The 25,824-nt window shown below is 73.4% G+C and carries 23 protein-coding genes; 11 read left to right on the forward strand and 12 right to left on the reverse strand.

Translation table 11 applies throughout. The features are described 5' to 3' along the window. Nucleotides 1-443: 443 nt before the first annotated feature. Complete coding sequence (locus tag ACWD01_RS17275) at nucleotides 444-1,061, forward strand: sigma-70 family RNA polymerase sigma factor (RefSeq protein ID WP_451162574.1); 618 nt, start codon at nucleotides 444-446, stop codon at nucleotides 1,059-1,061. An 85-nt stretch (nucleotides 1,062-1,146) separates the two neighbouring features. Then, the gene (locus tag ACWD01_RS17280) at nucleotides 1,147-1,662 is read left to right on the forward strand and encodes a hypothetical protein (RefSeq protein ID WP_451162576.1); all 516 of its coding nucleotides are present in this window, start codon (nucleotides 1,147-1,149) and stop codon (nucleotides 1,660-1,662) included. 27 nt (nucleotides 1,663-1,689) lie between these two features. Here the strand turns inward: ACWD01_RS17280 and ACWD01_RS17285 are convergent, their stop codons facing one another. The 5 genes from ACWD01_RS17285 to ACWD01_RS17305 form a co-directional block, all read right to left on the reverse strand. After that, nucleotides 1,690-2,910 carry a sensor histidine kinase gene (locus ACWD01_RS17285; RefSeq protein ID WP_451162578.1) on the reverse strand — a complete coding sequence of 407 codons (1,221 nt, stop codon included), beginning with the start codon at nucleotides 2,908-2,910 and terminating at the stop codon, nucleotides 1,690-1,692. Beyond that, on the reverse strand, nucleotides 2,907-4,640 hold the full coding sequence (locus tag ACWD01_RS17290; RefSeq protein ID WP_451162580.1) for a sodium/solute symporter: 1,734 nt from the start codon (nucleotides 4,638-4,640) through the stop codon (nucleotides 2,907-2,909). The genes ACWD01_RS17285 and ACWD01_RS17290 overlap by 4 nt, the downstream gene beginning before the upstream one ends. Before the next feature lie 22 nt (nucleotides 4,641-4,662). Beyond that, nucleotides 4,663-5,043: a hypothetical protein gene (locus ACWD01_RS17295; RefSeq protein WP_451162582.1), complete on the reverse strand. Its 381-nt coding sequence runs from the start codon at nucleotides 5,041-5,043 to the stop codon at nucleotides 4,663-4,665. A gap of 127 nt (nucleotides 5,044-5,170) precedes the next feature. Next, nucleotides 5,171-5,440, reverse strand: a complete 270-nt coding sequence (locus ACWD01_RS17300) for a hypothetical protein (protein WP_451162584.1) — start codon at nucleotides 5,438-5,440, stop codon at nucleotides 5,171-5,173. Between the two features lie 130 nt (nucleotides 5,441-5,570). After that, on the reverse strand, nucleotides 5,571-6,377 hold the full coding sequence (locus ACWD01_RS17305) for a LytR/AlgR family response regulator transcription factor (protein WP_451162586.1): 807 nt from the start codon (nucleotides 6,375-6,377) through the stop codon (nucleotides 5,571-5,573). 150 nt (nucleotides 6,378-6,527) lie between these two features. Between ACWD01_RS17305 and ACWD01_RS17310 the strand changes: the two genes are divergently transcribed. Beyond that, nucleotides 6,528-7,199, forward strand: coding sequence for an anti-sigma factor family protein (locus ACWD01_RS17310; protein WP_451162588.1), 672 nt, complete (start codon nucleotides 6,528-6,530; stop codon nucleotides 7,197-7,199). 56 nt (nucleotides 7,200-7,255) lie between these two features. On the opposite strand, the gene ACWD01_RS17315 is transcribed toward ACWD01_RS17310, so the two are convergent. The 3 genes from ACWD01_RS17315 to ACWD01_RS17325 form a co-directional block, all read right to left on the reverse strand. Next, nucleotides 7,256-8,116, reverse strand: coding sequence for an Fpg/Nei family DNA glycosylase (locus ACWD01_RS17315; protein WP_451162590.1), 861 nt, complete (start codon nucleotides 8,114-8,116; stop codon nucleotides 7,256-7,258). Between the two features lie 89 nt (nucleotides 8,117-8,205). Then, a complete protein-coding gene (locus ACWD01_RS17320; protein WP_451162592.1) occupies nucleotides 8,206-9,048 on the reverse strand; it encodes an amidohydrolase family protein in 843 nt (280 codons plus the stop codon). Further along, nucleotides 9,045-10,034 carry an aldo/keto reductase gene (locus ACWD01_RS17325; RefSeq protein ID WP_451162594.1) on the reverse strand — a complete coding sequence of 330 codons (990 nt, stop codon included), beginning with the start codon at nucleotides 10,032-10,034 and terminating at the stop codon, nucleotides 9,045-9,047. Before ACWD01_RS17325 ends, ACWD01_RS17320 begins: the two co-directional genes overlap by 4 nt. Nucleotides 10,035-10,246: 212 nt before the next feature. Between ACWD01_RS17325 and ACWD01_RS17330 the strand changes: the two genes are divergently transcribed. Next, a complete protein-coding gene (locus tag ACWD01_RS17330) occupies nucleotides 10,247-10,867 on the forward strand; it encodes a DNA polymerase ligase N-terminal domain-containing protein (RefSeq protein WP_451162596.1) in 621 nt (206 codons plus the stop codon). Between the two features lie 21 nt (nucleotides 10,868-10,888). Here ACWD01_RS17330 and ACWD01_RS17335 read toward each other — a convergent pair whose 3' ends face one another. Then, nucleotides 10,889-12,961 carry a SpoIIE family protein phosphatase gene (locus ACWD01_RS17335; protein ID WP_451162598.1) on the reverse strand — a complete coding sequence of 691 codons (2,073 nt, stop codon included), beginning with the start codon at nucleotides 12,959-12,961 and terminating at the stop codon, nucleotides 10,889-10,891. A gap of 62 nt (nucleotides 12,962-13,023) precedes the next feature. Continuing rightward, nucleotides 13,024-14,178 (reverse strand): DUF6777 domain-containing protein, encoded by a 1,155-nt coding sequence (locus ACWD01_RS17340; protein WP_451162600.1) that lies wholly within the window; start codon nucleotides 14,176-14,178, stop codon nucleotides 13,024-13,026. Nucleotides 14,179-14,322: 144 nt separating this feature from the next. On the opposite strand from ACWD01_RS17340, the gene ACWD01_RS17345 reads away from it, so the two are divergent. The 3 genes from ACWD01_RS17345 to ACWD01_RS17355 are packed head-to-tail and all read left to right on the forward strand — an operon-like array spanning nucleotide 14,323 to nucleotide 17,116. After that, entirely contained in the window at nucleotides 14,323-15,168 is an 846-nt protein-coding gene (locus tag ACWD01_RS17345) for a YndJ family protein (protein ID WP_451162602.1), read from the forward strand. Further along, complete coding sequence (locus ACWD01_RS17350; protein ID WP_451162604.1) at nucleotides 15,165-15,695, forward strand: DUF1990 family protein; 531 nt, start codon at nucleotides 15,165-15,167, stop codon at nucleotides 15,693-15,695. Before ACWD01_RS17345 ends, ACWD01_RS17350 begins: the two co-directional genes overlap by 4 nt. A 29-nt stretch (nucleotides 15,696-15,724) precedes the next feature. After that, nucleotides 15,725-17,116 (forward strand): lipase maturation factor family protein, encoded by a 1,392-nt coding sequence (locus ACWD01_RS17355; RefSeq protein ID WP_451162606.1) that lies wholly within the window; start codon nucleotides 15,725-15,727, stop codon nucleotides 17,114-17,116. A gap of 76 nt (nucleotides 17,117-17,192) precedes the next feature. Here the strand turns inward: ACWD01_RS17355 and ACWD01_RS17360 are convergent, their stop codons facing one another. Both ACWD01_RS17360 and ACWD01_RS17365 read right to left on the reverse strand, forming a co-directional pair. Further along, nucleotides 17,193-17,363, reverse strand: a complete 171-nt coding sequence (locus tag ACWD01_RS17360) for a hypothetical protein (protein WP_356891048.1) — start codon at nucleotides 17,361-17,363, stop codon at nucleotides 17,193-17,195. A 298-nt stretch (nucleotides 17,364-17,661) separates the two neighbouring features. Continuing rightward, the gene (locus ACWD01_RS17365) at nucleotides 17,662-19,128 is read right to left on the reverse strand and encodes an SDR family NAD(P)-dependent oxidoreductase (protein WP_451162608.1); all 1,467 of its coding nucleotides are present in this window, start codon (nucleotides 19,126-19,128) and stop codon (nucleotides 17,662-17,664) included. 506 nt (nucleotides 19,129-19,634) lie between these two features. On the opposite strand from ACWD01_RS17365, the gene ACWD01_RS17370 reads away from it, so the two are divergent. The 4 genes from ACWD01_RS17370 to ACWD01_RS17385 are packed head-to-tail and all read left to right on the forward strand — an operon-like array spanning nucleotide 19,635 to nucleotide 25,768. Continuing rightward, on the forward strand, nucleotides 19,635-21,782 hold the full coding sequence (locus ACWD01_RS17370) for a hypothetical protein (RefSeq protein ID WP_451162610.1): 2,148 nt from the start codon (nucleotides 19,635-19,637) through the stop codon (nucleotides 21,780-21,782). A gap of 59 nt (nucleotides 21,783-21,841) precedes the next feature. Next, nucleotides 21,842-23,335 (forward strand): GT4 family glycosyltransferase PelF, encoded by a 1,494-nt coding sequence (gene pelF / locus ACWD01_RS17375; RefSeq protein WP_451162612.1) that lies wholly within the window; start codon nucleotides 21,842-21,844, stop codon nucleotides 23,333-23,335. After that, nucleotides 23,332-24,708 carry a hypothetical protein gene (locus ACWD01_RS17380; RefSeq protein WP_451162614.1) on the forward strand — a complete coding sequence of 459 codons (1,377 nt, stop codon included), beginning with the start codon at nucleotides 23,332-23,334 and terminating at the stop codon, nucleotides 24,706-24,708. The genes pelF and ACWD01_RS17380 overlap by 4 nt, the downstream gene beginning before the upstream one ends. A gap of 58 nt (nucleotides 24,709-24,766) precedes the next feature. Beyond that, a complete protein-coding gene (locus ACWD01_RS17385) occupies nucleotides 24,767-25,768 on the forward strand; it encodes an SDR family NAD(P)-dependent oxidoreductase (protein WP_451162616.1) in 1,002 nt (333 codons plus the stop codon). Nucleotides 25,769-25,824: the final 56 nt, after the last annotated feature.

Consider the following 25,824-nt stretch of genomic DNA (forward strand, 5'->3'; position numbering starts at 1 on the left):
AGCCACCCCCCGCCCCCCCCTGGCGTGGGCGGCCGTCCTCGGGGCCCGCCGCCGACCTCCCCCCCCCCACCCACCTCGTCCGCCCCCGCCAACCCCCCGCGGCTCCTGCGAGCAGGACGGCGCAGACGGCCGCCGTGGCCCGTGGTGCGGGTCGCGCGTGTGGCATCGCCGACCACCCTCCTATTTGTGTGATTAACGGAATATCGGATGAACCGAATCCACAGGGGAGGGTGCACCGAGTCAAGCGACACGGCCCACACGGTCGCTGCAACGGACCCGCGCTTCCCCCCGGCTCCGGCGGCCCGGTCGACCGCTCACCGCACCATTCGCCGCTCGGTGCGACCGTTCGCCGACAGATCGCGGCGCACCGTCTGTCGCAGCGCGCCGGGATGCGTTCGTATACGCCACGTGTCAGGGGACTTCTACGGAGAAGGGTGCAGGCGATGGCGACCGCGACCGCGACGACCGACGAGCAGGCATTGGCAGATCTGCAGCGGGAGCACGGCCCCGCGCTGCTGAGCTTCCTGCTGGGCCTTACCTACGGTGACCAGCAGCGCGCCGAGGACCTGCTGCAGGAAACACTGGTCAGGGCCTGGCAGCACCCCGAGGCCTTCGACGCCCCGTACGACTCCATGCGCCCCTGGCTGTTCACCGTGGGGCGCCGGCTCGCCATCGACGCCCGGCGCTCCCGGATGGCCCGGCCCACCGAGATAGGCGACGGGGTGCTGGCCATCACGCCCGACCCGGCCGACGTCACCGAGAGCGCGGTGGCCGCCCTCGACGTGCGGGCCGCGGTCGGCTCGCTCAGCCCGGAGCACCGCGCCGTTCTCGTCCGGATCTACTTCCACGGGATGAGCGTCAACGAGGCCGCGCAGGCCCTCGGCATTCCGCCGGGCACGGTCAAGTCCCGTTCGCACTACGCGCTGCGCGCCCTCGCCCGCTGTCTGCCGGGGTACAGCAGGCGCACCGCCCCCTCCGCCCCGGCGGCCACGGTGATGGCCGCCTCCCCCACCGGTAGCGGGTGCCGGACCGCCGTATGCGAAACGTCACGCGCGAGTTGAGTAAACCGGCCTTCCCCACCGTGTCTGTCGGTGGAGGCTCGTCGTGGAGAGGCGAACCCAGTCCCACGGGAGAGGGTGAGGAGACATGCGGCCGGGAAGTACGAACGGCACCAGCGGAGGCGGCATCGCCGTCCCCATGGCGTGGCTGTGCGCCGAATACACCGCGGACGAGATGATGCGCACCGCCGCGCTGGTGGATCCGGCCTCCCTCGAGTTCCGGGCCGGCCGGCAGGCGCTCGCCCTCACCATCCATCTGTGCGACGGCGCCGACCCGCTCTCCGGGACGTCACCCACGGCGTGTGCCGACGACTGGCTGGCCGTTACCTCGTACGGGCACCCCTGGCCGCAGTGGGTGCGGGAACGGCTCGCGGCCCGCAGGGCACGGGAGCGGCACGGCGGTGAGGACCCCGACCTGGCGCTCGCGGTCGACGCCTGGCGTCTGCTGCGCGAGACCGAACTGCTCGCCACCGACCTCGGGGGCCTCGAGCCGTGGCACACCTCCCGTCCGGCGGAGACCCCGCCCGACGAGGCCGTGCAGGTGTGGATGCCCGCCTGGGAGCTCGGGCTGCCGCTCGGGCATCTGGCGATCCGTCTGTGGTGAACCGTCCCCCCGCTGCGGCCGGCGGGGTCAGGTCAGGGCACGCGGGCCCGCCGAGGAGTGGACGCCCGCCCGGTACTTGGGTATCCGGACGGTGATCTTCATCCCGGCGCCGACGGCGGTCTCGATGACCAGGCCGTAGTCGTCCCCGTACACCTGGCGCAGCCGCTCGTCGACGTTGCTCAGGCCGATGCCCGACGAGGTGGTGCGCTCCCCGGCGAGGATGGCGCGCAGGGTGTCCGGGTCCATGCCCACGCCGTCGTCCTCGACGGTCACCATCGCCTCCGCGCCCGCGTCCTGGGCGGAGATCGTGACGCGGCAGGCGTTCCTGGAGTCCTCGAGGCCGTGCTTGACGGCGTTCTCGACCAGGGGCTGGAGGCACAGGAACGGCAGCGTGACCGGCAGGACCTCGGGGGCGACCTGGAGGGTGACCTTGAGCCGGTCGCCGAAGCGGGCCCCGGCGAGGGCCAGATACTGCTCGATGGAGCGCAGTTCGTCGGCGAGCTGGGTGAACTCGCCGTGCCGGCGGAACGAGTAGCGCGTGAAGTCGGCGAACTCCAGCAGCAGTTCGCGGGCCCGCTCCGGATCGGTGCGGACGAAGGACGCGATCGCGGCCAGCGAGTTGAAGATGAAGTGGGGGGAGATCTGCGCCCGCAGGGCGCGGATCTCCGCCTCGATCAGGCGGGTGCGGGAGCGGTCCAGCTCGGCCAGTTCCAGTTGTACGGAGACCCAGCGTGCCACCTCGGTGGCCGCCCGCACCAGTACGGCCGACTCCCGGGAGCCGTACGCGACCAAGGCGCCCAGCACCCCTTCCTCGCCGGTCAGCGGTGCGATGACGACCCAGCGCAGCGGGCAGTCCAGCTCGTCGCACTCGGCATGGACGCTGCGGCTGCGCCCGGAGTCGAGCACCTCCGCCACCAGCTCCATGACCTGCTGCCGGTGGCGGTCGGCGCCGGGCCCGTCCCAGGCGAGCACCCCGTCGCGGTCCGTGAGGCAGAGGGTCTCCGTCCCGAGCAGCGGGCGCAGCCGCCGGGCGGCCTTGCGCGCCGTGTCCTCCGTGAGGCCCGCCCGCAGCGGCGGCGCGGCGAGGGACGCGGTGTGCAGGGTGTGGAAGGTCGCACGCTCGACGGGCGTGCCGAGGTCGAGGTCCCGGTCGCCGCCGCGGCCGGCGGTCAGCCGGCCGATCACCGTGCCGAGGGCCAGCAGCAGGAGCCCCGCCGCGGCCAGTGCGGCCCACTCGGTCCCGGTCATCGTGGTGCTCCTTCGCGCTGCGGCCGGCCCACCAGGCCCTCCGGGAGATGAAGCCGGGCCAGCGTCGCGGCGGCGCCGGCCGGTATGTGGCGCGGGGTGGCCAGGGACACCCCGATCATGGTCAGGAAGCCGAGCGGCACCGACCAGACGGCGGGCCAGGCCAACAGCGTGTGCGTCCAGCCTCCCGGTGCCAGGCCGGTGCGGGTGGCCATCACCGCGGTCAGGGCCGCTCCGCCGCCGACGACGAGACCGGCCGCCGCGCCGGGCGGGGTGAGCCCGCGCCACCAGATGCCGAGGATCAGCAGCGGGCAGAACGAGGAGGCGGAGACGGCGAAGGCGAGGCCGACCGCGTCGGCGACCGGGACCTTCGTCGCCAGCACGCTCAGCGCGAGCGGCGCGGCCATCGCGAACAGGGTCGCGAGGCGGAAGTGCCGTACACCGCGCGAGGGCAGCACGTCCTGGGTGAGCACTCCGGCCACGGACATCGTGAGGCCGGAGGCGGTGGACAGGAAGGCGGCGAACGCGCCGCCGGCGAGCAGCGCGCCGAGCAGTTCCCCGGCGAGCCCGCCGATGACCCGGTCCGGCAGCACCAGCACGGCCGCGTCGGCGGCGCCGGTGAGTGCCAGTTCGGGCGCGTAGATGCGGCCCAGCGCGCCGTAGACCGGCGGGAGCAGATAGAAGGCGCCGATCAGTCCGAGCACGACCAGGGTGGTGCGGCGGGCGGCGCGGCCGTTGGGACTGGTGTAGAAGCGGACGGCGACATGGGGCAGGCCCATGGTGCCGAGGAAGGTGGCGAGGATCAGCCCGTAGGTCGCGTAGAGCTGGTGGCCGTCCCGGTCGCCGGACAGCGGCTCCGACCAGCCGTACGGGCCGGTGCCCTCGCTGCTCCGCCGGGGGACCTCCGCGCCCTCGGGGAAGCGCAACGTCGTGCCCGCCTCGATCCGGTGCGTGCCCTCGCTCAGGGTGACGGGGCTCCGCTCGTGCCGCGCGCCGTCGACCGTTCCGGAGACGGTGAGGCTCAGCGGCACCTCGACGTCGACACGGACGGTGTCGTCGAAGCGGACGGCGGTGTGTTCCTGGAAGACGGCGGGCGCGTCGAACCGGGCGCGCGGGGCGTCGTCGCCGACCCAGGCCGCGACCAGGAACAGTGCCGGGACGAGCAGGGCGGTGAGCTTCAGCCAGTACTGGAAGGCCTGGACGAAGGTGATGCTGCGCATCCCGCCGGCGGCGACGGCCCCGGTGACGACGACGGCCACGACGACGCTGCCGACCCAGTCCGGCGCGCCGGTAAGGATTTCCAGGGTCAGGCCCGCGCCCTGGAGCTGCGGCAGCAGATACAGCCAGCCGATGCCGACGACGAAGAGACTCGCGAGCCTGCGCACCTGCGCCGATTCGAGGCGGGCGTCCGCGAAGTCGGAGAGCGTGTACGCCCCCGAGCGGCGCAGCGGGGCGGCGACGAATACGAGAAGGACCAGATAGCCGGCCGTGTACCCGACCGGGTACCAGAGCAGGTCCGGGCCCTGGAGGAGCACCAGCCCGGTGATGCCGAGGAAGGACGCGGCGGAGAGGTACTCGCCGCTGATGGCGGCCGCGTTGAGGGCGGGCTTGACGGTGCGGGAGGCGACGTAGAAGTCGGAGGTGGTGCGGGATATGCGCAGGCCGAGCGCGCCGACGAGCACAGTGGCGAGCACCACGGCGGTGACGGCGGCCACCGCGTAGGTCTGGTTCACGTGGTTACTCCCGCGGGCACCGTCAGCGGCCCTCGACAAGCCTGGTGAAGTCGCGTTCGTTGCGCTCGGCCCGGTGCACGTACCAGCGGGCGATCAGCCACATCACGGGGTAGACGGCCACGCCGAGCACGGCCCAGACGAACGGCTCCGGCGACGCGGGCGAACCTCCGAGGGCGGACGGCAGGGCGAACAGCAGCGGCAGCGAGCCGACGAGGAGGGCGAGCGTGCCGAGCGCGTACAGGGCGGCCCGTAGCTGACTGCGCATCAGGGAGCGGACGTACGTGGCGCCGAGGGTCGTCTGCTCGCTGATCTCGGAGCGGGCGGGCGCGTGGCCGGGCGGACGGCGGGCGCCGCGCGGCACACCGGTGACCACCTCGCGGCGTGGGGATTGCTCTGCAGACATCGTCGTCCGCTCCAGCGTCTGTATCGGCGAACTCGGGGAGGTGCTGGAGTCTACGCACGAGCGGTTGTGGGCGGTAGAGACGAGCGGGGCCCTCCTGAGCGGCGGGCCCGGCCCGCCGGGCCGCGGCTCAGCGGCCGGTGTCACCGGCGCAGTCCCGCAGCGCGATCTCCAGCTCCACGTAGGACTCCTCGGCCCGCCGGAAGGCGACTTCGAGGGCCGCTTCCGCACGTGGTCCGGCGATCCCCTGTGCCGACTGGCGGATCTCGTCCAGCACGTCGGCCCACCGTCCCGCGGCGCTGCGCACGGTGGCGAGGAGCTCCTGGAGATCGTGGACGTCGGCCGGGCAGGTGTGCGGAACGCCGCGGAGCTCGTCCAGCAGTGCGTCGATGTCGCGCATCAGGCCCCTTCTTCCCGGCGTGATCAAGGTTAGGGGCGGGCGGGCGCGGTCATGGCATCGGTCCGCGGCCACGTCGCCGTACGGCCGGTCCCGCGCGACGAACGGCCGCTGCTGATCGCCGAACGGTCCGTCAGCCTCTGGCGTGCCGCAGCAGCAGGTCACGGAGCTGGCGCGCGTGACGCCGGCTGACCGCGAGCTCGGCGCCGCCGACCCGTACGGTCGTCGCGCCGGCGTCCAGCCGCAGTTCGTCGATGCGGCCGAGGGCCACCAGGTGACTGCGGTGGATACGGACGAACCCGCGCGACGCCCAGCGCTCCTCGAGGGCGGACAGCGGGATGCGGACCAGATGGCTGCCCGCGGGGGTGTGCAGCCGGGCGTAGTCGCCCTGCGCCTCGACGTAGGTGATGTCGTCGACCGGCACGAAGCGGGTGACCCCGCCGAGTTCGACGGGTATCTGCTCCGGTCCCCCGCCCGCGGCCTGCTGCGCGGCCTCCGGGGCCTCCTGGGCGGGCGCGGGCTGGTCGGGGCGCTGCGGTTCGCGCAGGGTGAAGACCAGGTCGCTGACCCTGCGCACCGCTTCGGCGAGCCGCTCCCGGCGCACGGGCTTGAGCACGTAGTCGACGGCCTTGAGGTCGAAGGCCTGGACCGCGAACCCCTCGTGCGCCGTGACGAAGACGATCAGGGGCGGCCTGGCGAATCCGGCGAGGAGCCGGGCGACGTCCAGCCCGGTCAGCCCGGCCATGTGGATGTCGAGGAACACGACGTCGATGTCGTCCTCGCCGTCCGGCCCGCCCTCCAGGGCGCGGCCGATGCGGCGCAGCGCCTCCGTGGCGTCGGTGGCGCCCTCAGCGCTGCGGATCCGTGAGTCGGCACGCAGGAGGTAGAGCAGTTCCTCGAGCGCCGGTTTCTCGTCGTCGACAGCCAGTACGCGCAGCATGGGGCGGAGTCTAGGTCCGCCGCCGAGTCTCGGCCACGGGCGGTCCGCTTTGCGATTGCGGCCGTGTCCGCGGCGGGTTGAGCAGAGCGCCTTCCCGCTGCGTATTCCAGGGTGACCGCCCGTAACACCTTGAGGAAACGAGGACCGCCCATGAGCCGGCAGCAGCCGCACCAGGATGTGGCCGCGTATGCGCTGGGCATCCTGGAACCGGCCGACGCCCATCGGTTCGAGGAGCATCTCGCCGGTTGCGCCGCGTGTGCCGTGGGGCTGTCCGACTTCGCCGGCGTCGCGACCGCGCTGTCCGAGCTCGCCGGCCCGGGCCGGATCGACGCCCGCCCCGGGCCGCAGCTGCTCGAACGTCTGACCGGCGCCGTCGTGCTGCAGCGGCGGCGGGACCGCAGGCGGCGCTTCCGGCTGGTGGCCGTGGCCGCCGCGCTGATCGTCGCCCTGCCCGTCGCCGTGGTCACCGTCCGGGACGCCGCGCAGGAGCCCGCGCCGCCCCGGGTCGTCGCCTCGGACCCCGTCTCGGGGGTGACCGCGTCGGTGGCGCTGGAGGACCGCGACTGGGGTACGTCGGTCGCGATGCGGCTGAGCGGACTGGCCGGTCCGCGCACCTGCCGGCTCATTGCGATCGGCAAGGACGGGGTGGAGCACCCGGTGCTCAGCTGGTGGGTGCCGAAGGGCGGTTACGGCGTCCAGAAGGAGCCCGGCGGGGAGGGCCCGCTGGACCTGGAGGCGAGCACCGGGCTGCACCCGGGCGAGATCGGCCGCTGGGAGGTCCGCTCGGACCAGGGCGAGCGGCTGCTGTCGATCGGCGGCTGACGGCCCGGACCGCGTGACCCCAGCGACCGCCCGCGCCGGCCTCACTCGGGCAAACCTCACTTGAGGAGGCGGGAGAGCCTGCGGTCGGCGAGCGGCTTGCCACCGGTCTGGCAGGCCGGGCAGTACTGCAGGGACGAGTCGCTGAAGGACACCTCGCGCACGGTGTCCCCGCAGACGGGGCAGGGCTCGCCGGTGCGGCCGTGGACGCGCAGCCGGCTCTTCTTCTCCGACTTGAGGCGGCCGGCCGCCACGCCCCGGGAGTGTTCGACGGCCTCGCCGAGCGTCGTCCGGAGCGCCTCGTACAGCGCGTCGCGCTCGGCGTCGTCCAGGTTCTGCACCGGTTTGAAGGGGGACATCTTCGCCGCGTGGAGGATCTCGTCGCTGTACGCGTTCCCGATCCCGGCGATCAGGCGCTGGTCGCGCAGCGCTCCCTTGAGCTGTCGCCGTTCACCGGCCAGCACGCGGGCGAACGCGGCGCGGTCGAAGTCGTCGGCGAGCGGGTCGGGCCCCAGCGCCGCCACCCCGGGCACCTCGGCCGGGTCGCGCACGAGGTGCACGGCGAGGCGCTTGGTCGTACCGGCCTCGGTCAGGTCGAAGCCGCCGCCCTCCGCCAGCACGGTCCGCAGCGCCAGCGGGCCCTTGCCGGGCCGGGGCGGCGCGGCGGGGATCTCGTCCTGCCACCGGAGCCAGCCGGCGCGGGCCAGGTGGATCACCAGGTGGAGGCCGCCCGCGGTGACGTCGAGCCACTTGCCGTGCCGGTCCACGGCGGTGACCTGCGCGCCTTCCACGGCGGAGATCGGCGGGTCGTACGTCTTGAGCACGCTGACGGCCACCGGCAGCACGCGGGCGATGCGGCGGCCCACCAGATGGGTGCCGAGGAATTCGCGCAGCGCCTCGACCTCGGGCAGTTCGGGCATGCCTCCACCCTGCCGCAGCGGACGGCCGGTCGCGCGCCGAGTCGCGCGGAACCCGTGAATGCGGAGCGCGTGAATGCGGAGCCCGTACGTCAGAGCCCGTACACACGCGCCGCCGTGCCGCCGAAGACCGCGCGCCGCTCCGCCTCGCCGAGGTGTCCGGTCAGTGTGCGGGCGCCGTCGAGGACCTCCTCGTAACCGGCGGCGAGCAGACACACGGGCCAGTCGGAGCCGAACATCAGCCGGTCCGGGCCGAAGGCGTCCAGCGCGGTGTCCGCATAGGGCCGCAGGTCCTCGACGGTCCACACGGACGGGTCGGCCTCCGTCATTAGTCCGGAGAGTTTGCAGACGGTGTTCGGCAGCGCGGCCAGGCTCCGCAGCGCGCCGCGCCAGGGCTCGAGCCGACCGGAGGCGACGGGCGGTTTGCCGAGGTGGTCGAGGACGAACGTGAGTCCCGGCAGCCGGGCGGCCGCCTCCACGGCGGCGGGCAGCTGGTGCGGCAGGACCACGAGGTCGTGGGCGAGCCCGGCGTCCGCGACGGCCGCGAGGCCGCGCAGCACGTCGGGGCGCAGCAGCCAGCGGGGGTCCGGTTCGCTCTGGACCTGGTGGCGGATGCCGACGAGCCGCCGCCCGCCGGGGAGTTCGCGGAGGGCGGCGAGGGCGTCGGCGACACCGGGGGCGGTGAGGTCGGTCCATCCGACGACGCCGGCGACGAGGCCGCCGGCCGCGGCGAGGGCGAGGAGCTCCGGGGTCTCCTGCGCGGCACACACGGTCTGGACGAGGACGGTGGCGTGCACACCGGCGGCCCGGGCCCGCGGCGCCAGGTCCTCGATGCCGAAGCTGCGCCGGATGGCGGCCGTGCCGGGGCCGTTGAGCCATTCCTGGTCCCGTACGGACAGGTCCCACACATGGTGGTGGGCGTCGACGACGGTCACCGGTCCGCCAGGCCCGGCGGGGGTGTGTCCCGCAGCAGTCCCTCGGCGCGCAGCTCGTCGTAGAGCGCGGGCGGTACGGGCACGGCGAGCAGGGCGGCCGTGTCCCGCACCTCGGCGGCGGACCGCCCGCCGGCGACGACGCCCGCCACGGCCGGACGGCCGAGGGGGTAGTGCAGGGCGGCGGCGCGCAGCGGGACGCCGTGGCGTTCGGCGACGGCCTTCATGCGCAGGGCGCGTTCGACGAGAGACGGTGGCGCGGTGGCGTAGTCGTAGCGGGCGCCGGGCCGGGGATCGGCGAGCAGGCCGGAGTTGAACACGCCGCCGACGACGACGCTCCTGCCGCGCGCGGCGGCCACCGGCAGCAGTTCGGCGAGCGCGCTCTGGTCGAGCAGGGTGCAGCGGCCGGCGCACAGCACCACGTCGATGTCGGTGTCGCGTACGAACCGGGCGAGCATCGCCGCCTGGTTCATGCCCGCGCCGATGGCCCCGACGACTCCCTCGGCGCGCAGCGCTTCCAGCGCTGGACAGGCGTGGCGCAGCGCGGTCTCCTCGTGGTCGTCCGGGTCGTGGAGGTGGACGACGTCGATACGGTCCAGGCCCAGCCGCAGCAGGCTCGCCTCGATGGAGCGGCGTACGCCGTCGGCGCTGAAGTCCCAGATCCGCCGGTGGTCGGCGGGCACGGCGAAGCCGTGGGCGAGGTCGTCGCCGTCGGCAGGGCAGGGTTCGAGCAGCCGGCCCACCTTGGTGGAGAGGGTGTACGCCTCGCGCGGCCTGCCGCGCAGCGCCTCGCCGAGTCTGCGCTCGGAGAGGCCGAGTCCGTAGTGGGGTGCGGTGTCGAAGGCGCGGATGCCCGCCTCCCAGGCGGCGTCGACCGCGGCCAGCGCGGCGTCGTGGCCCATGGGTGCGTAGAGGTTTCCGATGCCGGCCGCCCCGAAGGACAGTTCGGTGATCTCGACGGCGCTGTGCCCGAGCCTGGTGCGTCGCATCCGGCTGCTGCCCCCTCGCCCTGGATCCGGACGTCCGTCCCTGCATATTCATCGGAGCACTTCGAACCCGTCAACACCTGGGGAGCGGGAACTGCGCTTTCCGGCCGACCATTTGTCCGATCTCTGGGGACGCTTGAGAGCCGGCCGGCCGGGTACCCGCGATCCGCACGGGCCGCAGCCGATCCGTACGGGCCGCACCCAAGGAGGTCTCCATGCCCGCTCGCGACGCCCTGGCGGAGTACCGCCGCAAGCGCGACTTCCACCGGACCACGGAGCCCTCGGGCGACGGCGGGCCCCGCGACGCCGAGACCAGCTCGTTCGTGGTGCAGATCCACGACGCGAGCACCATGCACTTCGACTTCCGCCTCGAGGTCGACGGCGTCCTCAAGAGCTGGGCGGTGCCCAAGGGGCCGTCCGCCGATCCGGGCGCGAAGCGGCTGGCCATGCCGACCGAGGACCATCCCCTGGAGTACGCGGACTACGAAGGGGTCATCGCACCGGGCGAGTACGGCGCCGGGGCCGTCATCATCTGGGACGAGGGCACCTACCGCAGCCTCGCCACCGACCGGCGCGGTCACGAGATCCCGTTCGCCGAGGCACTGGAGAACGGGCACGCCTCGTTCTGGCTCGACGGCGCGAAGCTGCACGGCGGCTACGCGCTCACCCGCACCCGCGGCGGCCGGTACGGCGAGCGGGAGACCTGGCTGCTGGTGAAGAAGCAGGACCGGCACGCCTCCTCGCACGACGCGCCCGAGCCGCGCCGCGCCAGGTCGGCGCGCACCGGCCGCACCCTGGGGCGGGTGGCCGCGGACGCGGAGGCCGGCCGTACCTGAACGACGGTCGCGGAGAACGGGTCACGGCGCGGACCGGTCCGGCACCCGGAACTCGCACCACACGCACTTGCCGGTGCCCCGCGACTCGACACCCCAGGCGTCGGACAACCGCTCGACCAGCATCAGGCCCCGCCCGGAGATGCCCGACACGCTCACCTCACGCCGGCGCGGCAGCGCGCTGGAGCGGTCCTCGACCTCCACCCGCAGCCGCCATTCGCCGCCGGCCGGCACCCGTACGGTGACGATCGCCCCGCCGTCGGTGTGCACCAGCGCGTTGGTGATCAGTTCGTCCGCGGCCAGTTCGATCTCGTCCGCCCGGTACCGGGCGCCCCAGGACTCCACGGCCGCGCGGACCATGTGGCGGGCGGAGCGCAGCGCCTCCGGGTCGCCCTGGGCGACGTGCTGCTGGAGCCGGCCGCCGGCCTTGGCGGTGTAGGCCTCCTTGCGGCGCAGCAGCAGGAGCGCCACGTCGTCGTCACCGCCGCGTTCGTCCACCACTTCGCAGAGCCGGTCGGCGAGGCGCTGGACGTCGCGGGGGCCCTCGCGGACCAGCTCGGACAGGGCCCGCATGCCGTCGTCGAGGTCGGAGCCCGGCTGTTCGACCAGGCCGTCGGTGTACATCACCAGCGTCTGCCCCGGGTCCAGCTCGATGATGATGACCGGGTACTCCAGCCGGCCGAACTCCGCGGACAGCCCGAGCGGCAGGCCGCCCGACATCGCGAGTCTGCGGCACGTGCCGTCCCGGTCGCGCATCAGCGGGTCGACGTGTCCGGCCCTGACCACCTGCACCACCCCGGTGGACAGGTCCGCCTCGGCGTAGATGCACGTCGCGAACCGGTCGGTGTCCAGTTCGTGCAGGAAGACGGAGGCGCGGGCCATCACCGTGGCCGGGGGGTGGCCCTCCGCCGCGTACGCCCGCAGGACGATGCGCAGCTGTCCCATGACGGCGGCCGCGTGCGTGTCGTGCCCCTGTACGTCGCCGATGACCGCGCCGACGCGGCCGCCGGGCAGCGGGATGACGTCGTACCAGTCGCCGCCGATGTCCTGGCCGAAGCGCGCGGAGCGGTAGCGGACCGCGATCTGGGCGCCCGGCACGTCGGGGATCCGGCGCGGCAGCATGGCCTGCTGCAGGCCCTCGGCGAGGTCGTGCTCCTGCTCGTACAGCACGGCGCGCTGGAGGCTCTGCGCGATGCTGCTGCCGAGGGCCACCAGCAGATTGCGCTCGTCGGGGCTGAAGGCGGTCTTGTCGCGGTAGAGCAGGCCGAGCGCGCCGATGGGGCGGGCCTGCGCGATGAGCGGCAGATAGGCGGCGGCGGTGATGCCGAGTCCGCTGATGTGCGGCCACAGGATCGGGTACGACCGGGCGAAGTCGGCCTTGGACTCGATGAAGCGAGGGGTGAGCGTGCGCACCACCTCGCTCATCGGGTACTGCTCGTCGACCCGCGTGTAGCGGGTGCCGGGGACGAAGGAGCCTTCGGGCCCCTCCGCCACCAGATGGATCCGGCCCGACTCCAGGAGGCCCATGACAAGGCTGGTGGCCCCGAGGTGCTCCAGGCCGTGGGAGTCCTTCAGCAGTTCGATGACGTCCTGCACGGTGCGGGCGTGGGCGAGGGCGGCGGTGGTGCTCTCGACGACGCTGGTCTGCCTGCGGCGCTCGAGGTCGACCTCCACATGGGCGCTGGAGTCGGCCAGCTCCTGGGTCGCGTCCCTGACGATGCCGATGATGCGCACCGGACGGCCGGTCTCGTCCCGCCGTACGCAGGCCTGGGTGTGGGTCCAGCGCAGATGTCCGTCGCGGCACCGGATGCGGAAGTAGGCGCCGTAGTGGTCGCTCCCGTTCTTCAGCGCCTGGGACACCATGGTGTCGAGACGGGCGGCCTCGTCGGCGGGCACCCGTGGCGCCAGGCTCTCCGGACGGCCGTCGTACTCCTCGGGGCGCAGGTCGAACACCTCGAGACCGGGCCCGTCCATGTGCATGAGCCCGCTGGTGAGGTCCCAGTCGAACGTGCCCATCCGGTTGAGGACGAGACTTAGATCCGCGTGCGCCGGCCAGTCGTCGGGAAGCGACAGGGCACCCGCTGCCCGATCAGCCATGGGGCCACTCTGCCATGGTTTGTCGCGATTCACGAGCGGTCGGTACCGGGCCTGTCCGGCGGTCAGGGCCGGAACGCGTCACCCTCGGCGGGCCCGTCCGGGGCCGGACCGGACGGCGCGGCCGGGCCGCCACCCGCTCCCGCACCGGCGCCGCCGGGGAGCGCCGGCTCGGCGGGCTCGGGGACCACGGGGGCCGCGGGGTCCGGCTCCGAGGGCAGATCGGGGAAGTCGGGGAGGTCGGGCTGCGGGGCGGCGGGAAGGTCCGGCTCGACCGGCGGCGCGGGCTCCGCGGGCGCGGCGGGGGGCTCGGCGGGGGGCTGCGGCTGCGCCGGGCTCTCCGAGGGCCGCGGCCCCGAGTTCGTACCCTCGGCGCCCTCCACGCCCGCGGGGTCGGCGGCGCCGTCCGGCTCGGTGCGGTCGGGGTCGGCGAAGACCTCCTCGGGGTCCACGGGCGGCTGCGCCGCCGGCCGGGAGTCGTCCTCGCCCTCGGTGCCGCTGGGACGCTCGATCCAGCCGTTGTCCACGATGCTGACGAGCAGCAGGTTGTTGACGGGCTGCCCCGAGGGCTTGACGACGAGCGTCCGGTCGGCGCGGTAGCCGGGCCAGGCGGTGCCCTTGGCGACCATCCCGGCCGCGGCCGGCACCGGGGGCTTCAATGGCGTGCCGGAGGCGCACCGCAGGCGCGGGGCGCCGTACTGGTCGACCAGGATCGCCGTGCCGGCCTGGAGGACCGACTGCCGGGCGACGGCCGAGCCGTCACGGAAGCCGTGGCCGGTGACGCGGACGTCGGCGCGCAGCACGACCGGGGTGAGGCCGCGCAGGAAGGCACCGATGCCCGACGGCTCGATGTCCGCCCCCTCGGCGAACGCGCGGGCCTTGTCCTTCTCGGCGGCCAGCAGTCCGGCCTGCCGTGCCACGTCGCAGGCCGCCACCTCCTGGGTGCCGGCGTACAGGCCCGGTGTCGCGCCCGACAGGGTGCGCAGGGTCACCCCTCCCCCGGACGGGCTCTTGGGCGCGCTCGCGACTCGCGGCAGCGCGGGCGGCGGTCCGGGCGTGGCGGTCGAGGCCGTGAAGGGGTCGGGGCCCTGCGCCGCGGACGACTGGAGGAGGATCTCCTCCGGCTCCGCCGCCTTGCTCTCGCCGCCGCAGCCGGCGGCCAGCGGCCCCACGCACAGCGCGGCGACCGCCGCGTACAGACCACGCATCGGTGAGCGCACCAAGATCTCCTGCCTTTCGCAACCCGGGACGTCCCTCAATTTCTGACGGGTCATCATGAAGAATGCGACTTGAACGCGTTCAGTTCGGTGCGTAGAGTCGACGCCGAGGCGTTTGAACACGTTCAATCATTGGGGGGGTGCGGCATGTTCGTACTGGTCAACCTGATCGTCATGCTCGGGATGCTGTTCGTCGTCCCCGCCGGGCTGCGGCTGGTGGACCCCGTACGGCTCGCGCCCGTTCGGCGGATCTGGCCGCTCTTCGCCGTGCCGGGTGCGGTCGCGCTCTGGCTGCCGCGAGGGGGCGGAGCCACCGCCCTGGCCGTCGTCTACGCGCTCGGCACGCTGCTGCCGGCCGCCCACGCGCTCCGCCGGCTCGCCGCCGGCCGCTCGGTCGCGCCCGTGGAGATCGCGGTGCTGACGGCCCTGGTCGCACCTTCCGTCGCGGGTGTCGCGCTGGTCGCGGAGCGGGCCGGTCACGAGCTGTTCGGCTTCACGCTGCCGATCCTGGCGCTGACCGTGCCGCACTTCCACTTCGCCGGCTTCGCCGCCGCGCTCGTCGCGGGCCTGGTCTGCGGGCCGGCCGACGGGCCGCTCGCGCGGTTCGCCGCGCTCAGCGTGCCCATCGGCACACTGGGCGTCCTCGGCGGCTACTTCGTCGACGACTGGGCCGAGCTGGCCGGCGCGCTGGTGCTGACCGCGGGCATGTGGGCCGTGGCCCTGGGGACCTGGCGCGACGTCCGCGGCGCGGAACGCGACCCGTGGACGCGGGCCCTGCTCGCCGTCTCCGCGGCCGTGCTGGTGGCGACGATGCTGCTGGCGCTGAGCTGGGCGGTCGGCGAGGCCGCGGACCTCCCCCACCCGAACCTGACCTGGATGGCCGCCACCCACGGCCTCGGCAACGCCCTCGGCTTCGCGCTCTGCTCGGTGCTGGCCTGGCGCAGGATCCACGACATGAGAAGGACCGAGAACATGAAGGAGAGTGCCGTATGAGCGCCGCACGCAGGAACACCACCCGCAGCTTCGACTACCCCGAGGTCGGCGCGACACGGAACGACCCGCTGCCGGCCGGCTACCACCATCTGCGCCACACCGCCCGGATCGGCAGCGGCCGGGCCGCCTTCGAGGCGGCGGGCGGCGCCGTCACGACCTGGCGCATGCACCGCGCGTCGGGGGCCAGGGTGCGGGCCACCGCGGAGCGCGCCGCGGCCGGGGTGCGGGTCGAGGTCTCCGTCGGCGTCGGACCGCTGCGCGTCGCCGCGCCCTGCGAGGTCGTCTGGACCGTCTACGACAAGGACCGCACGGGCTTCGCGTACGGCACGCTGACCGGCCACCCCGAGCAGGGTGAGGAGGCGTTCACCGTCGATCTGCGCGACGACGGCTCCGTGTGGTTCACCGTGCTCGCGTTCAGCCGGCCCGCCGCCTGGTACTGCAGGCTCGGCGGACCGCTCGTGCCCGTGCTGCAGCGCTGGTACGCCCGGCGGCTGGGCAACACGCTGCGGCGGATCGCTGCCGGCTGATCCCGGAGGGCGGGCCGATACTGGGGGCCATGGAATGGTTCGGCGACGACGCCTACTGGCTGAGCCGGCTGGTCTTCCAGCGGGCGCTCGCCGCCGTGTATCTCGTCGCCTTCCTCTCCGCCGCCCTGCAGTTCAAGGCGCTGATCGGCGAGCGCGGCATGCTGCCCGTGCCGGACTACCTGCACCGGACGGACCGGCGCAGCGCGCCGACCCTGTTCCGGCTGCACTACTCCGACCGCTTCTTCGCGCTGGTCGCCTGGACCGGCTGCCTGCTCTCTGCGGCCCTGGTCGCGGGAGCGGCCGACCGGCTGCCGCTCGGGGCCGCGATGGCCTGGTGGGCGGTGCTGTGGGTGCTGTACCTGTCGATCGTCAACGTGGGGCAGACCTGGTACGGCTTCGGATGGGAGTCGCTGCTGCTGGAGACCGGGTTCCTCGCGGTCTTCCTCGGCAACGAGCACGTCGAGCCGCCGGTGCTGGTGCTGTGGCTGCTGCGCTGGCTGCTGTTCCGGGTGGAGTTCGGGGCGGGGTTGATCAAGCTCCGCGGTGACGCGTGTTGGCGCGATCTGACCTGTCTGTACTTCCATCACGAGACCCAGCCGATGCCCGGACCGCTGAGCCGGCTCTTCCATCTGCTGCCGAAGCCCGTCCACCGGATCGAGACCGCGGCCAACCACGTGGTCCAACTCGGCGTACCGGTGCTGCTGTTCACCCCGCAGCCGGTGGCGAGTATCGCCGCGGCACTGATCGTGGTGACCCAGCTGTGGCTGGTCCTGTCGGGCAACTTCGCCTGGCTGAACTGGCTGACCATCGTCCTCGCCCTCTCCGCGGTCGACGGCTCGCTGATCGCGGGCGCCCACCCACTGCCCCGGGCGCCGCTCTGGTACCAGGTCGTGGTGCTGGCCGTGACCGCGCTGGTGCTGGTCCTCAGCTACCGCCCGGCGCTCAACCTGTTCTCCAAGCACCAGGCGATGAACCGCTCCTACGACGCGCTGCACCTGGTGAACTCCTACGGCGCCTTCGGCACGGTGGGCCGGGTCCGCCAGGAACTGGTGGTCGAGGGCACGGACGAGGGCACCGTCTGGCGGGAGTACGAGTTCAAGGGCAAGCCGGGCGACGAGCGGCGGCTGCCGCGCCAGTACGCCCCGTACCATCTGCGGCTCGACTGGATGATGTGGTTCGCCGCGCTCTCCCCCGCCTACGCGCGGCCGTGGTTCCTGCCGTTCGTGGAGCGGCTGCTCGAAGGGGACCGGGACACGCTCCGGCTGCTGCGGCGCAATCCGTTCCCGGACGCGCCGCCCGCGTACGTACGGGCGCGGCTCTACCGCTACCGGTTCACGACCCGGCGGGAGCGGCGGGAGACCGGGGCGCGGTGGCACCGGACCTTCGTACGGGAGTTCCTGGCGCCGACACGGCTGTCCTGACCCGCTCGGCCGCGGGCCCGGGGGCGCAGCGGTGTGCCCCCTGCGGGGCGACAGGGGGCACACGGTGAAGCACTGGTCAGTCGATACCCGGCAGGATGTGCGGTTCGGCGAGGTCCTCCTCGTAACCGGCGAGCCGGATCGGGGCCGAGCGTGCCCAGACCTCGAGATTGCCGAGCTCTTCGGCCTTGCCGGCCCGTTCGCCGCCGCGCTCGGGCGGTCGTTGGTCTTGCTTCACATCTGGTGTCACCGCGCACTCCTCTGTGTCGGGTAACTGGGGCAGGGGCAGTTCGGTCGCGGTGGCGCCGTCACTCGGGCGGGACCGCGGCCTGGTTGCAGACCTGTCCCAGGACGGCCGAAGGGGGTTTGTGGATCCCTTGGTGACTCGTCCGTTCACCCCAAGATAACCAAATGAGCACCGCCGCGCTCGATAGCGCCTCGAATTGCGCTCGTTTCCGGCCGATCGGTGTCCGGAGACAGACCGACGGCCGGTGCACCCCTGACGGGTGCACCGGCCGTGACGGGCGGTGCGATGTGCCCTCGGCGGTCTACCAGTTGGCGGGGGCGTAGTCCTTGAGGAAGCAGCCGAACAGGTCTTCGCCCTCCTCGCCGCGCACGATCGGGTCGTAGACGCGGGCCGCGCCGTCGATCAGGTCGAGAGGGGCGTGGAAGCCGGCGTCCGCCAGCCGCATCTTGTCGGGGTGCGGCCGCTCGTCGGTGATCCAGCCGGTGTCGACGGCCGTCATCAGGATGCCGTCCGCCTCGAACATCTCCTGGGCGCTGGTGCGAGTCAGCATGTTCAGCGCGGCCTTGGCCATGTTGGTGTGCGGGTGGCCCGCGCCCTTGTAGCCGCGACTGAAGACGCCCTCCATCGCGGAGACGTTGACGACGTACTTCCGCCGGGACGCGGCCGCCGCCATCGCCGGGCGTAGCCGGCTGATCAGGATGAACGGCGCGGTCGAGTTGCAGAGCTGGACCTCGAGGAGTTCGACCGGATCGACCTCGGAGACGGTCTGGATCCAGCTGTTCGTGTCGTGCAGGTCGGGCACCAGGCCGCCCGCGTCGATGGCCGTGCCCGCCGCGATGCGCTCCAGGGAGGCGGAGCCGCTGACCAGGGCGAGGCCCGTGACGTCCTGCGCCGTCAGCCCCTGCGCGCCCGACGACGGCAGCGCGGCCACCGAGTCGACGGCGCCGCTGCCGAAGGTGCCGATGACCTCGGCCGGCGGCAGCTCGCCCGCCGGCAGCGGCGCCGACTCCGCGGCGATCAGCTCCCGGTACGCCTGCGGGGAGCGGCGGACCGTCTGGGCGGCGTTGTTGATCAGGATGTCGAGCGGGCCCGCGGCGGCGACGGAGTCGGCGAGGGCGACGACCTGGGCCGGGTCGCGCAGGTCGATCCCCACGACCTTGAGGCGGTGGATCCACTCGTCGCTGTCCGGCATCGCCTTGAAGCGGCGGATGGCGTCGCTCGGGAAGCGGGTGGTGATGGTGGTGTGGGCGCCGTCACGCAGCAGCCGCAGCGCGATGTACATGCCGATCTTGGCCCGGCCGCCCGTGAGCAGGGCGCGCTTGCCGGTCAGGTCGGCGCGGGCGTCGCGCCGGGCGCGGTTCTCCGTGGCGCACTCCTGGCAGAGCTGGTGGTAGAACGCGTCGACCTCGACGTAGCGGGTCTTGCAGATGTAGCAGGAGCGGGGGCGCCGCAGGACGCCCGCGATCTCCCCCTGGGACGAGGACGACGGCAGCACGCCCTGCGTCTCGTCGTCGATCCGGGCCGCGGAGCCCGTCGCGGTCGCCTCCGTGACGGCCTTGTCGTGCGCCGTCTTGGCCGCGCGGCGCTCCTGGCGGCGGCGCTGCTTCACCGTCCGGTACACACCGGCGGTGGCGCGGCGTACCGCGATCGCGTCGGGGTGGTCGACCTCGAGCTTGTCGAGCTCTTCGAGCACGCTCAGGCAGACGGCCAGCCGCTCAGGGTCGATGCCCGGCCCGTACGCCACCGGGCTGTCCTCTGTCACCGTCATCGCTTGTTGCCGTTCTTCCTAGGTCACTCGAATGCCGCGTTTCAAAAGCTCGACTTTACTGACTGTTGAGGTACCGACCAAATGACACCCGTCACATGAGATCCGGCGGCGGGACCGCTCGCTCCGGGGGGCGCCGCGGGGAAAACCGGGCCGGGCGCGGATTGGCCGAATTGTGTGCGACGCCGCCGGTGATCGACATCGGAGGTGATTGGTCTGTACCTGTGTAGGTGTCGACATTCGCTCTCCCCAGGCGCCGCCTGCCGATCCGCTGCCGCGGCGGTCACCTCACGCGTCCGGCCGTCCCGTGTGAGCCGTACGGCCGGCCCTGGGCGCCACATCCGTTTTGCGCCAGGTTTCACCGTCCCCACACACTTATGGCGTAGCGCACCTCACTATGTGATCCGACAGAGCCGACGTGGCGGGTCGCCGTTGCGGTCCGGCCATTTCTGGGGGGACAGGGCATGCCGGATGGGGGTCCGGCATGCCCTGTCAGGGGAGGGACCACTGTGAGGCGTACCGTCCGCACCACCGCTTTCGCCTGCGCAGGCGCACTGCTGCCGGCTCTCATGGCGCCGGCGGCGAGCGCCGCGGAGCCGCCCGCGCCGCGGGTCGATCTGCGGGTGCTCGTGGTCGACGACGGCGGTCCCGCCGTCGAGGCGATCGCCGCCGAACTGGGCGACCAGGGCACACCGTTCACCCGGGTGGATCTCCGCAGGGCAGAGCGCGCGGAGATCGACGCGGCGTTCCTCGCCGACACCGTCGACGGCCGGCCGCGCGCCAAGTACCAGGCGGTGGTGCTGCCCAGCGACAGCCCGGCCCAGCTGGCGGCGGCCGAGCTCGCCGCGCTCACCTCGTACGAGAAGCGCTTCGCGATCCCGCAGGTGGACGCGTACACCTATGCCAGGCCCGAGGTGGGGCTCGCCTATCCGGTGCACGGCGGCTACAGCGGTTCGCTGGACGGCGCGGAGGCGGGGGTCACGGCCGCCGGCCGGGCCGGGCCGTTCGGCTATCTGGACGGGCCCGTCCCGTTCGAGGACAACTCCCCCGTCGTCGGCGAGAGTTACGCCCATGCCGCGCTGCCGGCGGCCGGCGCGGACTTCACCACCTATGTGGACGTCCCCATGCCGGGCACCGGCGGGCGCGGCTCGCTCGTCGGGGAGTACCGGCACGACGGCCGGCGGGAACTCGTCGTCACCTTCGTCTACAACCAGTACCAGCAGCAGTTCCGGCTGCTGGCGCGGGGCATCGTGGACTGGATGACGCAGGGCGTGCGGCTCGGCGCGGGCCGCAACCACTTCGCGGTCCACGTCGACGACGTGCTGGCCGCCGACGACCGCTGGGACAGCGAGCTCAACTGCACGCCCGGCGACGTCGACTGCCCGCCCGGTCAGGGCGAGCCCGACCCGATCCGGATGTCCGCGGAGGACGCCCGGTACGCCGCCGGGTGGTCGGTCTCGAGGGACTTCACCCTCGACATGGTCTTCAACGGCGGCGGCAGCGAGCTGTTCAAGGAGGAGAACGGCGGCGGCGACCCGCTGGCCGGGCAGCTCACCGCCGACAGGGACCTCTACCGGTGGGTGAACCACACCTACAATCACCCGTTCCTCGGCTGCGTCCAGGACGTCTCCACCGTCCCGTGGACCTGCGCCAAGAACGCGGACGGCAGTGTGAAGTACGTCAGCCGCGCCGAGATCGCCGGCCAGATCGCGGACAACCGCGCCTGGGGCCGGCGCGCCGGACTCCCGATGCGGGCCGACGAGCTGGTCACCGGCGAGCACTCGGGCCTCAAGGTCCTGCCGCAGCAGCCGGACGACAACCCGAACCTCGCGCCCGCCCTGGCCGACAACGCGATCACGTCCCTTGCCTCGGACAACTCCCGCGACGGGCAGCAGCGCACAGTGGGCCCGGCCCTGACCGTGCCCCGCTACCCGATGAACATCTTCTACAACGCGGGCCGCAAGGCCGAGCAGATCGACGAGTACAACTGGATCTACACCCGGGCCGCCGACGGAGGCAGCGGCATCTGCGAGTCCTCGCCCGTCACCACGTGTCTGGACGAACCGCTGGACCCGGCCACCGGGTACGACGCGTACCTCGTCCCGCTGGAGGCGCGGATCGCGCTCGGCCATGTGCTGTCCGGCGACCCGCGGCCCCACTTCATCCACCAGTCCAATCTGGCGGAGGACCGCATCGCCTACCCGGTACTCGACCGCGTCCTGGAGACGTACACCGCCCTGTTCGCCGACAGCGCGCCGCTGGTGAATCTGCGTCAGCGCGACATCGGCGCGGAACTGCGGGCTCGCGCGGCATGGGGGGCGGCGGTCGCGGCCGGGCAGGTGACCGCGTACCGCATCGGCGACGCGGTGACCGTGCGGGCGCCTTCCGGCGTACAGGTCACGGCCACGATGCCGACTGGCACCCGCCAGAACCAACTCCTGGGCTCGACCGCCTTCGGCACCCCGTACGCCGGTTCCGTCTCCGGCTGGGTGTCGCCGGGGCTGCTGCAGGACCGGGTCACGCTCGCCCTGCCGGCGGGCACGCCGGCGCCCGCACTCCTCCGCGCGAAGAAGGCGGAACCGGTGCGGGAGCGCACGCCGCGGCTGCCGCTGCCCCGAGGGGTGCGCGAGCCGGTGGCACACGGGGTCGCGCGCTGACCACGCGCACCCGACCGAAGGACGACTCGCACCACTCGCACACCCGGGGGAAGTTCCGCATGGCACCGAGGATCGGGCCGCCGCGTGCCGGCGCGCCGCAGGTCACCCTGCTGACCGAGGGCACATATCCGCACAGTCACGGCGGCGTGAGCGTCTGGTGCGACCAGCTCGTGCGCGGCATGCCCGATGTCGGTTTCCGCGTCACCGCGGTGACCGGCACCGGGCGGGAGCCGGTCGTCTGGGAGCTGCCGCGCCATGTCGCGGACCCGGTCACCGTGCCCATGTGGGGCCCGGCCCCGACGGGACGGGCGCCGCGCGGGGCACGGCTGCGCCGGCTGACCGGCGTCTACGAGCGGTTCCTGACCGCGCTCGTCGATCCGGCGGCCGAGGACGGCTTCGGGCCGGCGCTGTACGAGCTGGCCCGCGGCGCCCGTGACGGCGTGCTGTCCCCGGTGCTGCGGTCCGACCGCGCGGTGCGTGTCCTGACGGACCTGTGGACGCGGCGCGACCTGCCGCTGTCCGCCGCGCAGCCCACGCTCCACGACGCGCTCACCGCCACCGACCTGCTGGAGCACGCCCTGCGGCCGCTGGCCGCGGCCCCTCCCGAGACCGGCGTCGCGCATGCCGTCAGCGGCGGGATCGCGGCGCTGCCGGGTCTGGTGGGCGCGCACGAACACGGTGTGCCGCTGCTGCTCACCGAGCACGGCGTCTACTTGCGGGAACGTTTCCTCGGCTATCGCACCGGGCCGTACAGCTGGCCGGTCAAGGCGCTGCTGCTGGGCTTCTTCCGGCTGCTGGCCGAGCAGACGTACCGGGTGGCCGCCCTGGTCACGCCGGGCAACCGCTACAACCGGCTGTGGGAGGAGCGCGGTGGCGCCGACCCGCGGCTGATACGCACCGTCTACAACGGCGTCGACCCGTCCGCGTTCCCGCCCGCCGGGCCGGAGCCCGCGACGCCGACGCTGAGCTGGGCCGGCCGGGTCGACCCGATAAAGGATCTCGGGACGCTGATCCGGGCGTTCGCGCTCGTACGGCAGGAGGTGCCGCAGGCGCGGCTGAGGCTGTTCGGCGGCACACCGCGCGGCGGGGAGGCGTACCGGGAGAGCTGCGAGGCGCTCGCGGCCGAGCTGGGGCACGGCGAGGCCGTCCGGTTCGAGGGGCGCGTGGACGACATAAGGGACGCGTACGCGGCGGGCAGTGTGGTGATGCTGTCCAGCATCAGCGAGGGCTTCCCGTTCACCCTGATCGAGGCCATGTCGTGCGGGCGGGCGACCGTCTCGACCGATGTCGGCGGGGTGCGGGAGGCCGTCGGTGAGTGCGGTCTTGTCGTGCCGCCGCGGGAGCCGGAGGCCATGGCCCGTGCCGCGCTGGAGCTGCTGCGCGATCCGGGGCGCCGGGCGGCGCTGGGCGAGCGGGCACGGCTGCGGGTGATCGAGCAGTTCACCCTGCGGCAGACCGTCGACACCTTCCGCTCCATCTATCTCGAACTCGCCCTGGGCACACGGGAAGCCGTCGTGGCGCGTCCGTTCGCCACCGCGGGAGCCACCGGATGAGCGGCCCGCTGCGGCTGGTCCCCGGCGACGGGGACACGCTGTCCGCCTCCCTGGCGGCGCCGCTCCCCCGAGAGCGCCGGCGGCCCGGCTGGGCGAAGGACCCCGCCGACGAGCTGGCCGAGCGGCTCTTCGAGCCGATCGCGTCCGCCGTGCACCCCTACGAGGTGGCGGCCCTGCTCGAGTCGGACGGGCTGACGCCCGATCAGATCGGCGAACGCTACGGCCGGCCCGACCTGTTCACGCTTGCCGAGGACCTGTACGAGCGGGTGCCGCGCCACTATCCGCGGCCGCCCGCGGCCGTCGACCCGTGGCGTGCGGACCCCGTCCGCTGTGTGCTGCGCAGCCTCGTCTTCGCGCTGCCCGGACTGGCGTACGTGCTGGGCGGCGGGCTGTGGCACGGTCGTTCGGAGATCGCCGGGCTGGTCGTCGCCGGACTGGCCGCCTGGGCGTGGAACCAGGGGCTGAGCCATCGCGCCCATGTCCGGCTCGCGGCCGGGGGCCGGGCGGCGGCCGGGCGGACCCTGGCGGTGGGGGCGCCCGCGGGGGCACTGGTCGCCTCGGCCGCCGGGCTGGCCGTCGCGGGCCCCGGCCCGGGCGCGTTGTTCGCCGTCGGGCAGTCCTGCTATCTGGCCGCGGCGAGCGTCCTGCTCGTCCTCGGGCGGGAGCGGCTGCTGCTGGCCTCGCTCCTGCCGGTCGCCGCGGGAGCCGCCGCCACCGCGGCCGGAACGCCGCCCGTGCCGCCGGCCGTTGCGCTGCTGCTCGCCACGGTGCTGCTGGCCGCCGCGGCAGCCACGCACAGGGTGCGCTCCGCGCTGCGGTCGGGACCGGCCGCCGGCGACGACGGCGGGCCGGGGCTGCCGCGCTCGCTTCCGTACGGCCTGTTCGGGCTCGGTGCCGGGGTGCTCGCGGCGCTCATGGGGGCGGCGGACCCGGCCCTCGTCGTGGTGCTCACGCTCAGCATGGGCTACGCCGAATGGCTGCTGTACCGGTTCCGGTCCCTCGCCGTGGGCGCCCTGCGGAACAGCACCGGCATGAGCGACTTCAGGCTGCGCGCGGCCGGGGCGCTTGTGCGCTGCCTGTGCGGGTACTCGGCGCTCCTGGCGGCCGGCGCCCTGCTGTTGGGGAGGGGGCCCGCCGCCCTGCTGTCGCTGCTGACGCTCGGCGTCGTGCTGTGGACGGCGCTGCTGCTCCAGGCGTTCGCGCTGCCGTGGGTCCCCGCTCTGGTGACGCTTCTCGCCGCCGCCGCACAGGCGGGCGCCGCGGCGGCCGGCCTCCCACAGGACACCGTCCGGACCGTCTGCGGCACCGCGGCGGCGGCCGTCCTGGTCCTCACCGCGGTACGGCGGCTCTGCCGGCCGACCGCGCACCGCTGACCGCCATGTCCGTACTCCGTCACTGCGTCACTCCGACATCCACCACGGGAGCTCTTTCGTGACACCGAACACGCTGGTCGCCGTCACCGGGGCGGAGGGTTTCATCGGTTCGCACCTGACCGAGACACTCGTCGCCGCGGGATTCCGGGTCCGGGCGATGGCCCAGTACAACTCCTTCTCCTCCTACGGCTGGCTGGAGACCCTCTCCCCCGAGGTACTGGACCAGGTCGAGATCGTCCTCGGCGACGTCCGCGACCCGGGCTCCGTGCACCAGCTCGTCGACGGCGCGGAGGCGGTCTACCACCTCGCCGCGCTCATCGCCATCCCGTACTCCTACCAGGCGCCGCACAGTTACGTGGACACCAACGTCACCGGCACGCTCAACGTGCTGGAGGCGGTGCGGCGGCTCGGCGTCCCGCGGCTGGTGCACACCTCCACCAGTGAGACGTACGGCACCGCGCAGACGGTGCCGATCAGCGAGGACCATCCGATCAACACCCAGTCCCCGTACGCCGCTTCGAAGGCGGGCGGCGACCGGCTCGCCGACAGCTACCACGCGAGCTTCGGCACGCCGGTGGTGACACTGCGGCCCTTCAACACCTTCGGACCGCGCCAGTCGATGCGCGCCGTCATCCCCACCGTCATCGGGCAGGTCGCCGCGGGGGAACGGACGATCACCCTCGGGGACCTGCGCCCGACCCGCGACTTCCTCTACGTCAAGGACACGGCGCGCGCCTTCCTCACGGTGGGCACGGCGCCCGCCGACGCCGTCGTGGGCCGCACCTTCAACGCCGGCACCGGCGGCGAGGTGTCGGTCGGCGAACTGACCGCGCTCATCGGCAAACTGATGGGCGCGGACCTCGAGATACGGCAGGACGAGCAGCGCATCCGGCCGGCCGCCTCCGAGGTGATGCGCCTGGTCGCCGACGCCTCCCGGCTGCGCGCCGCGACCGGCTGGGCGCCGGAGCACGACCTGGAGCGCGGCCTGGGCCACACCATCGACTTCTTCCGCGACCCGGCCAACCTGGCCCGCTACAAGACCGGCATCTACAACATCTGATCGACGTCCGAGCCGTCCGACGCAGACGTCCGACGGACGAGGGTCCGAGGCACAGG

The organism is Streptomyces sp. NPDC002835, assembly GCF_053591995.1.

Excerpts from the sequence above, each read along its gene's own strand:
- ACWD01_RS17275 (WP_451162574.1), top strand. The coding sequence starts at position 444 with ATGGCGACCGCGACCGCGACGACCGACGAGCAGGCATTGGCAGATCTG.
- ACWD01_RS17280 (WP_451162576.1), top strand. The coding sequence starts at position 1,147 with ATGCGGCCGGGAAGTACGAACGGCACCAGCGGAGGCGGCATCGCCGTC.
- ACWD01_RS17285 (WP_451162578.1), bottom strand. The coding sequence starts at position 2,910 with ATGACCGGGACCGAGTGGGCCGCACTGGCCGCGGCGGGGCTCCTGCTG.
- ACWD01_RS17295 (WP_451162582.1), bottom strand. The coding sequence starts at position 5,043 with ATGTCTGCAGAGCAATCCCCACGCCGCGAGGTGGTCACCGGTGTGCCG.
- ACWD01_RS17300 (WP_451162584.1), bottom strand. The coding sequence starts at position 5,440 with ATGCGCGACATCGACGCACTGCTGGACGAGCTCCGCGGCGTTCCGCAC.
- ACWD01_RS17305 (WP_451162586.1), bottom strand. The coding sequence starts at position 6,377 with ATGCTGCGCGTACTGGCTGTCGACGACGAGAAACCGGCGCTCGAGGAA.
- ACWD01_RS17310 (WP_451162588.1), top strand. The coding sequence starts at position 6,528 with ATGAGCCGGCAGCAGCCGCACCAGGATGTGGCCGCGTATGCGCTGGGC.
- ACWD01_RS17315 (WP_451162590.1), bottom strand. The coding sequence starts at position 8,116 with ATGCCCGAACTGCCCGAGGTCGAGGCGCTGCGCGAATTCCTCGGCACC.
- ACWD01_RS17325 (WP_451162594.1), bottom strand. The coding sequence starts at position 10,034 with ATGCGACGCACCAGGCTCGGGCACAGCGCCGTCGAGATCACCGAACTG.
- ACWD01_RS17330 (WP_451162596.1), top strand. The coding sequence starts at position 10,247 with ATGCCCGCTCGCGACGCCCTGGCGGAGTACCGCCGCAAGCGCGACTTC.
- ACWD01_RS17335 (WP_451162598.1), bottom strand. The coding sequence starts at position 12,961 with ATGGCTGATCGGGCAGCGGGTGCCCTGTCGCTTCCCGACGACTGGCCG.
- ACWD01_RS17345 (WP_451162602.1), top strand. The coding sequence starts at position 14,323 with ATGTTCGTACTGGTCAACCTGATCGTCATGCTCGGGATGCTGTTCGTC.
- ACWD01_RS17350 (WP_451162604.1), top strand. The coding sequence starts at position 15,165 with ATGAGCGCCGCACGCAGGAACACCACCCGCAGCTTCGACTACCCCGAG.
- ACWD01_RS17355 (WP_451162606.1), top strand. The coding sequence starts at position 15,725 with ATGGAATGGTTCGGCGACGACGCCTACTGGCTGAGCCGGCTGGTCTTC.
- ACWD01_RS17365 (WP_451162608.1), bottom strand. The coding sequence starts at position 19,128 with ATGACGGTGACAGAGGACAGCCCGGTGGCGTACGGGCCGGGCATCGAC.
- pelF (WP_451162612.1), top strand. The coding sequence starts at position 21,842 with ATGGCACCGAGGATCGGGCCGCCGCGTGCCGGCGCGCCGCAGGTCACC.
- ACWD01_RS17380 (WP_451162614.1), top strand. The coding sequence starts at position 23,332 with ATGAGCGGCCCGCTGCGGCTGGTCCCCGGCGACGGGGACACGCTGTCC.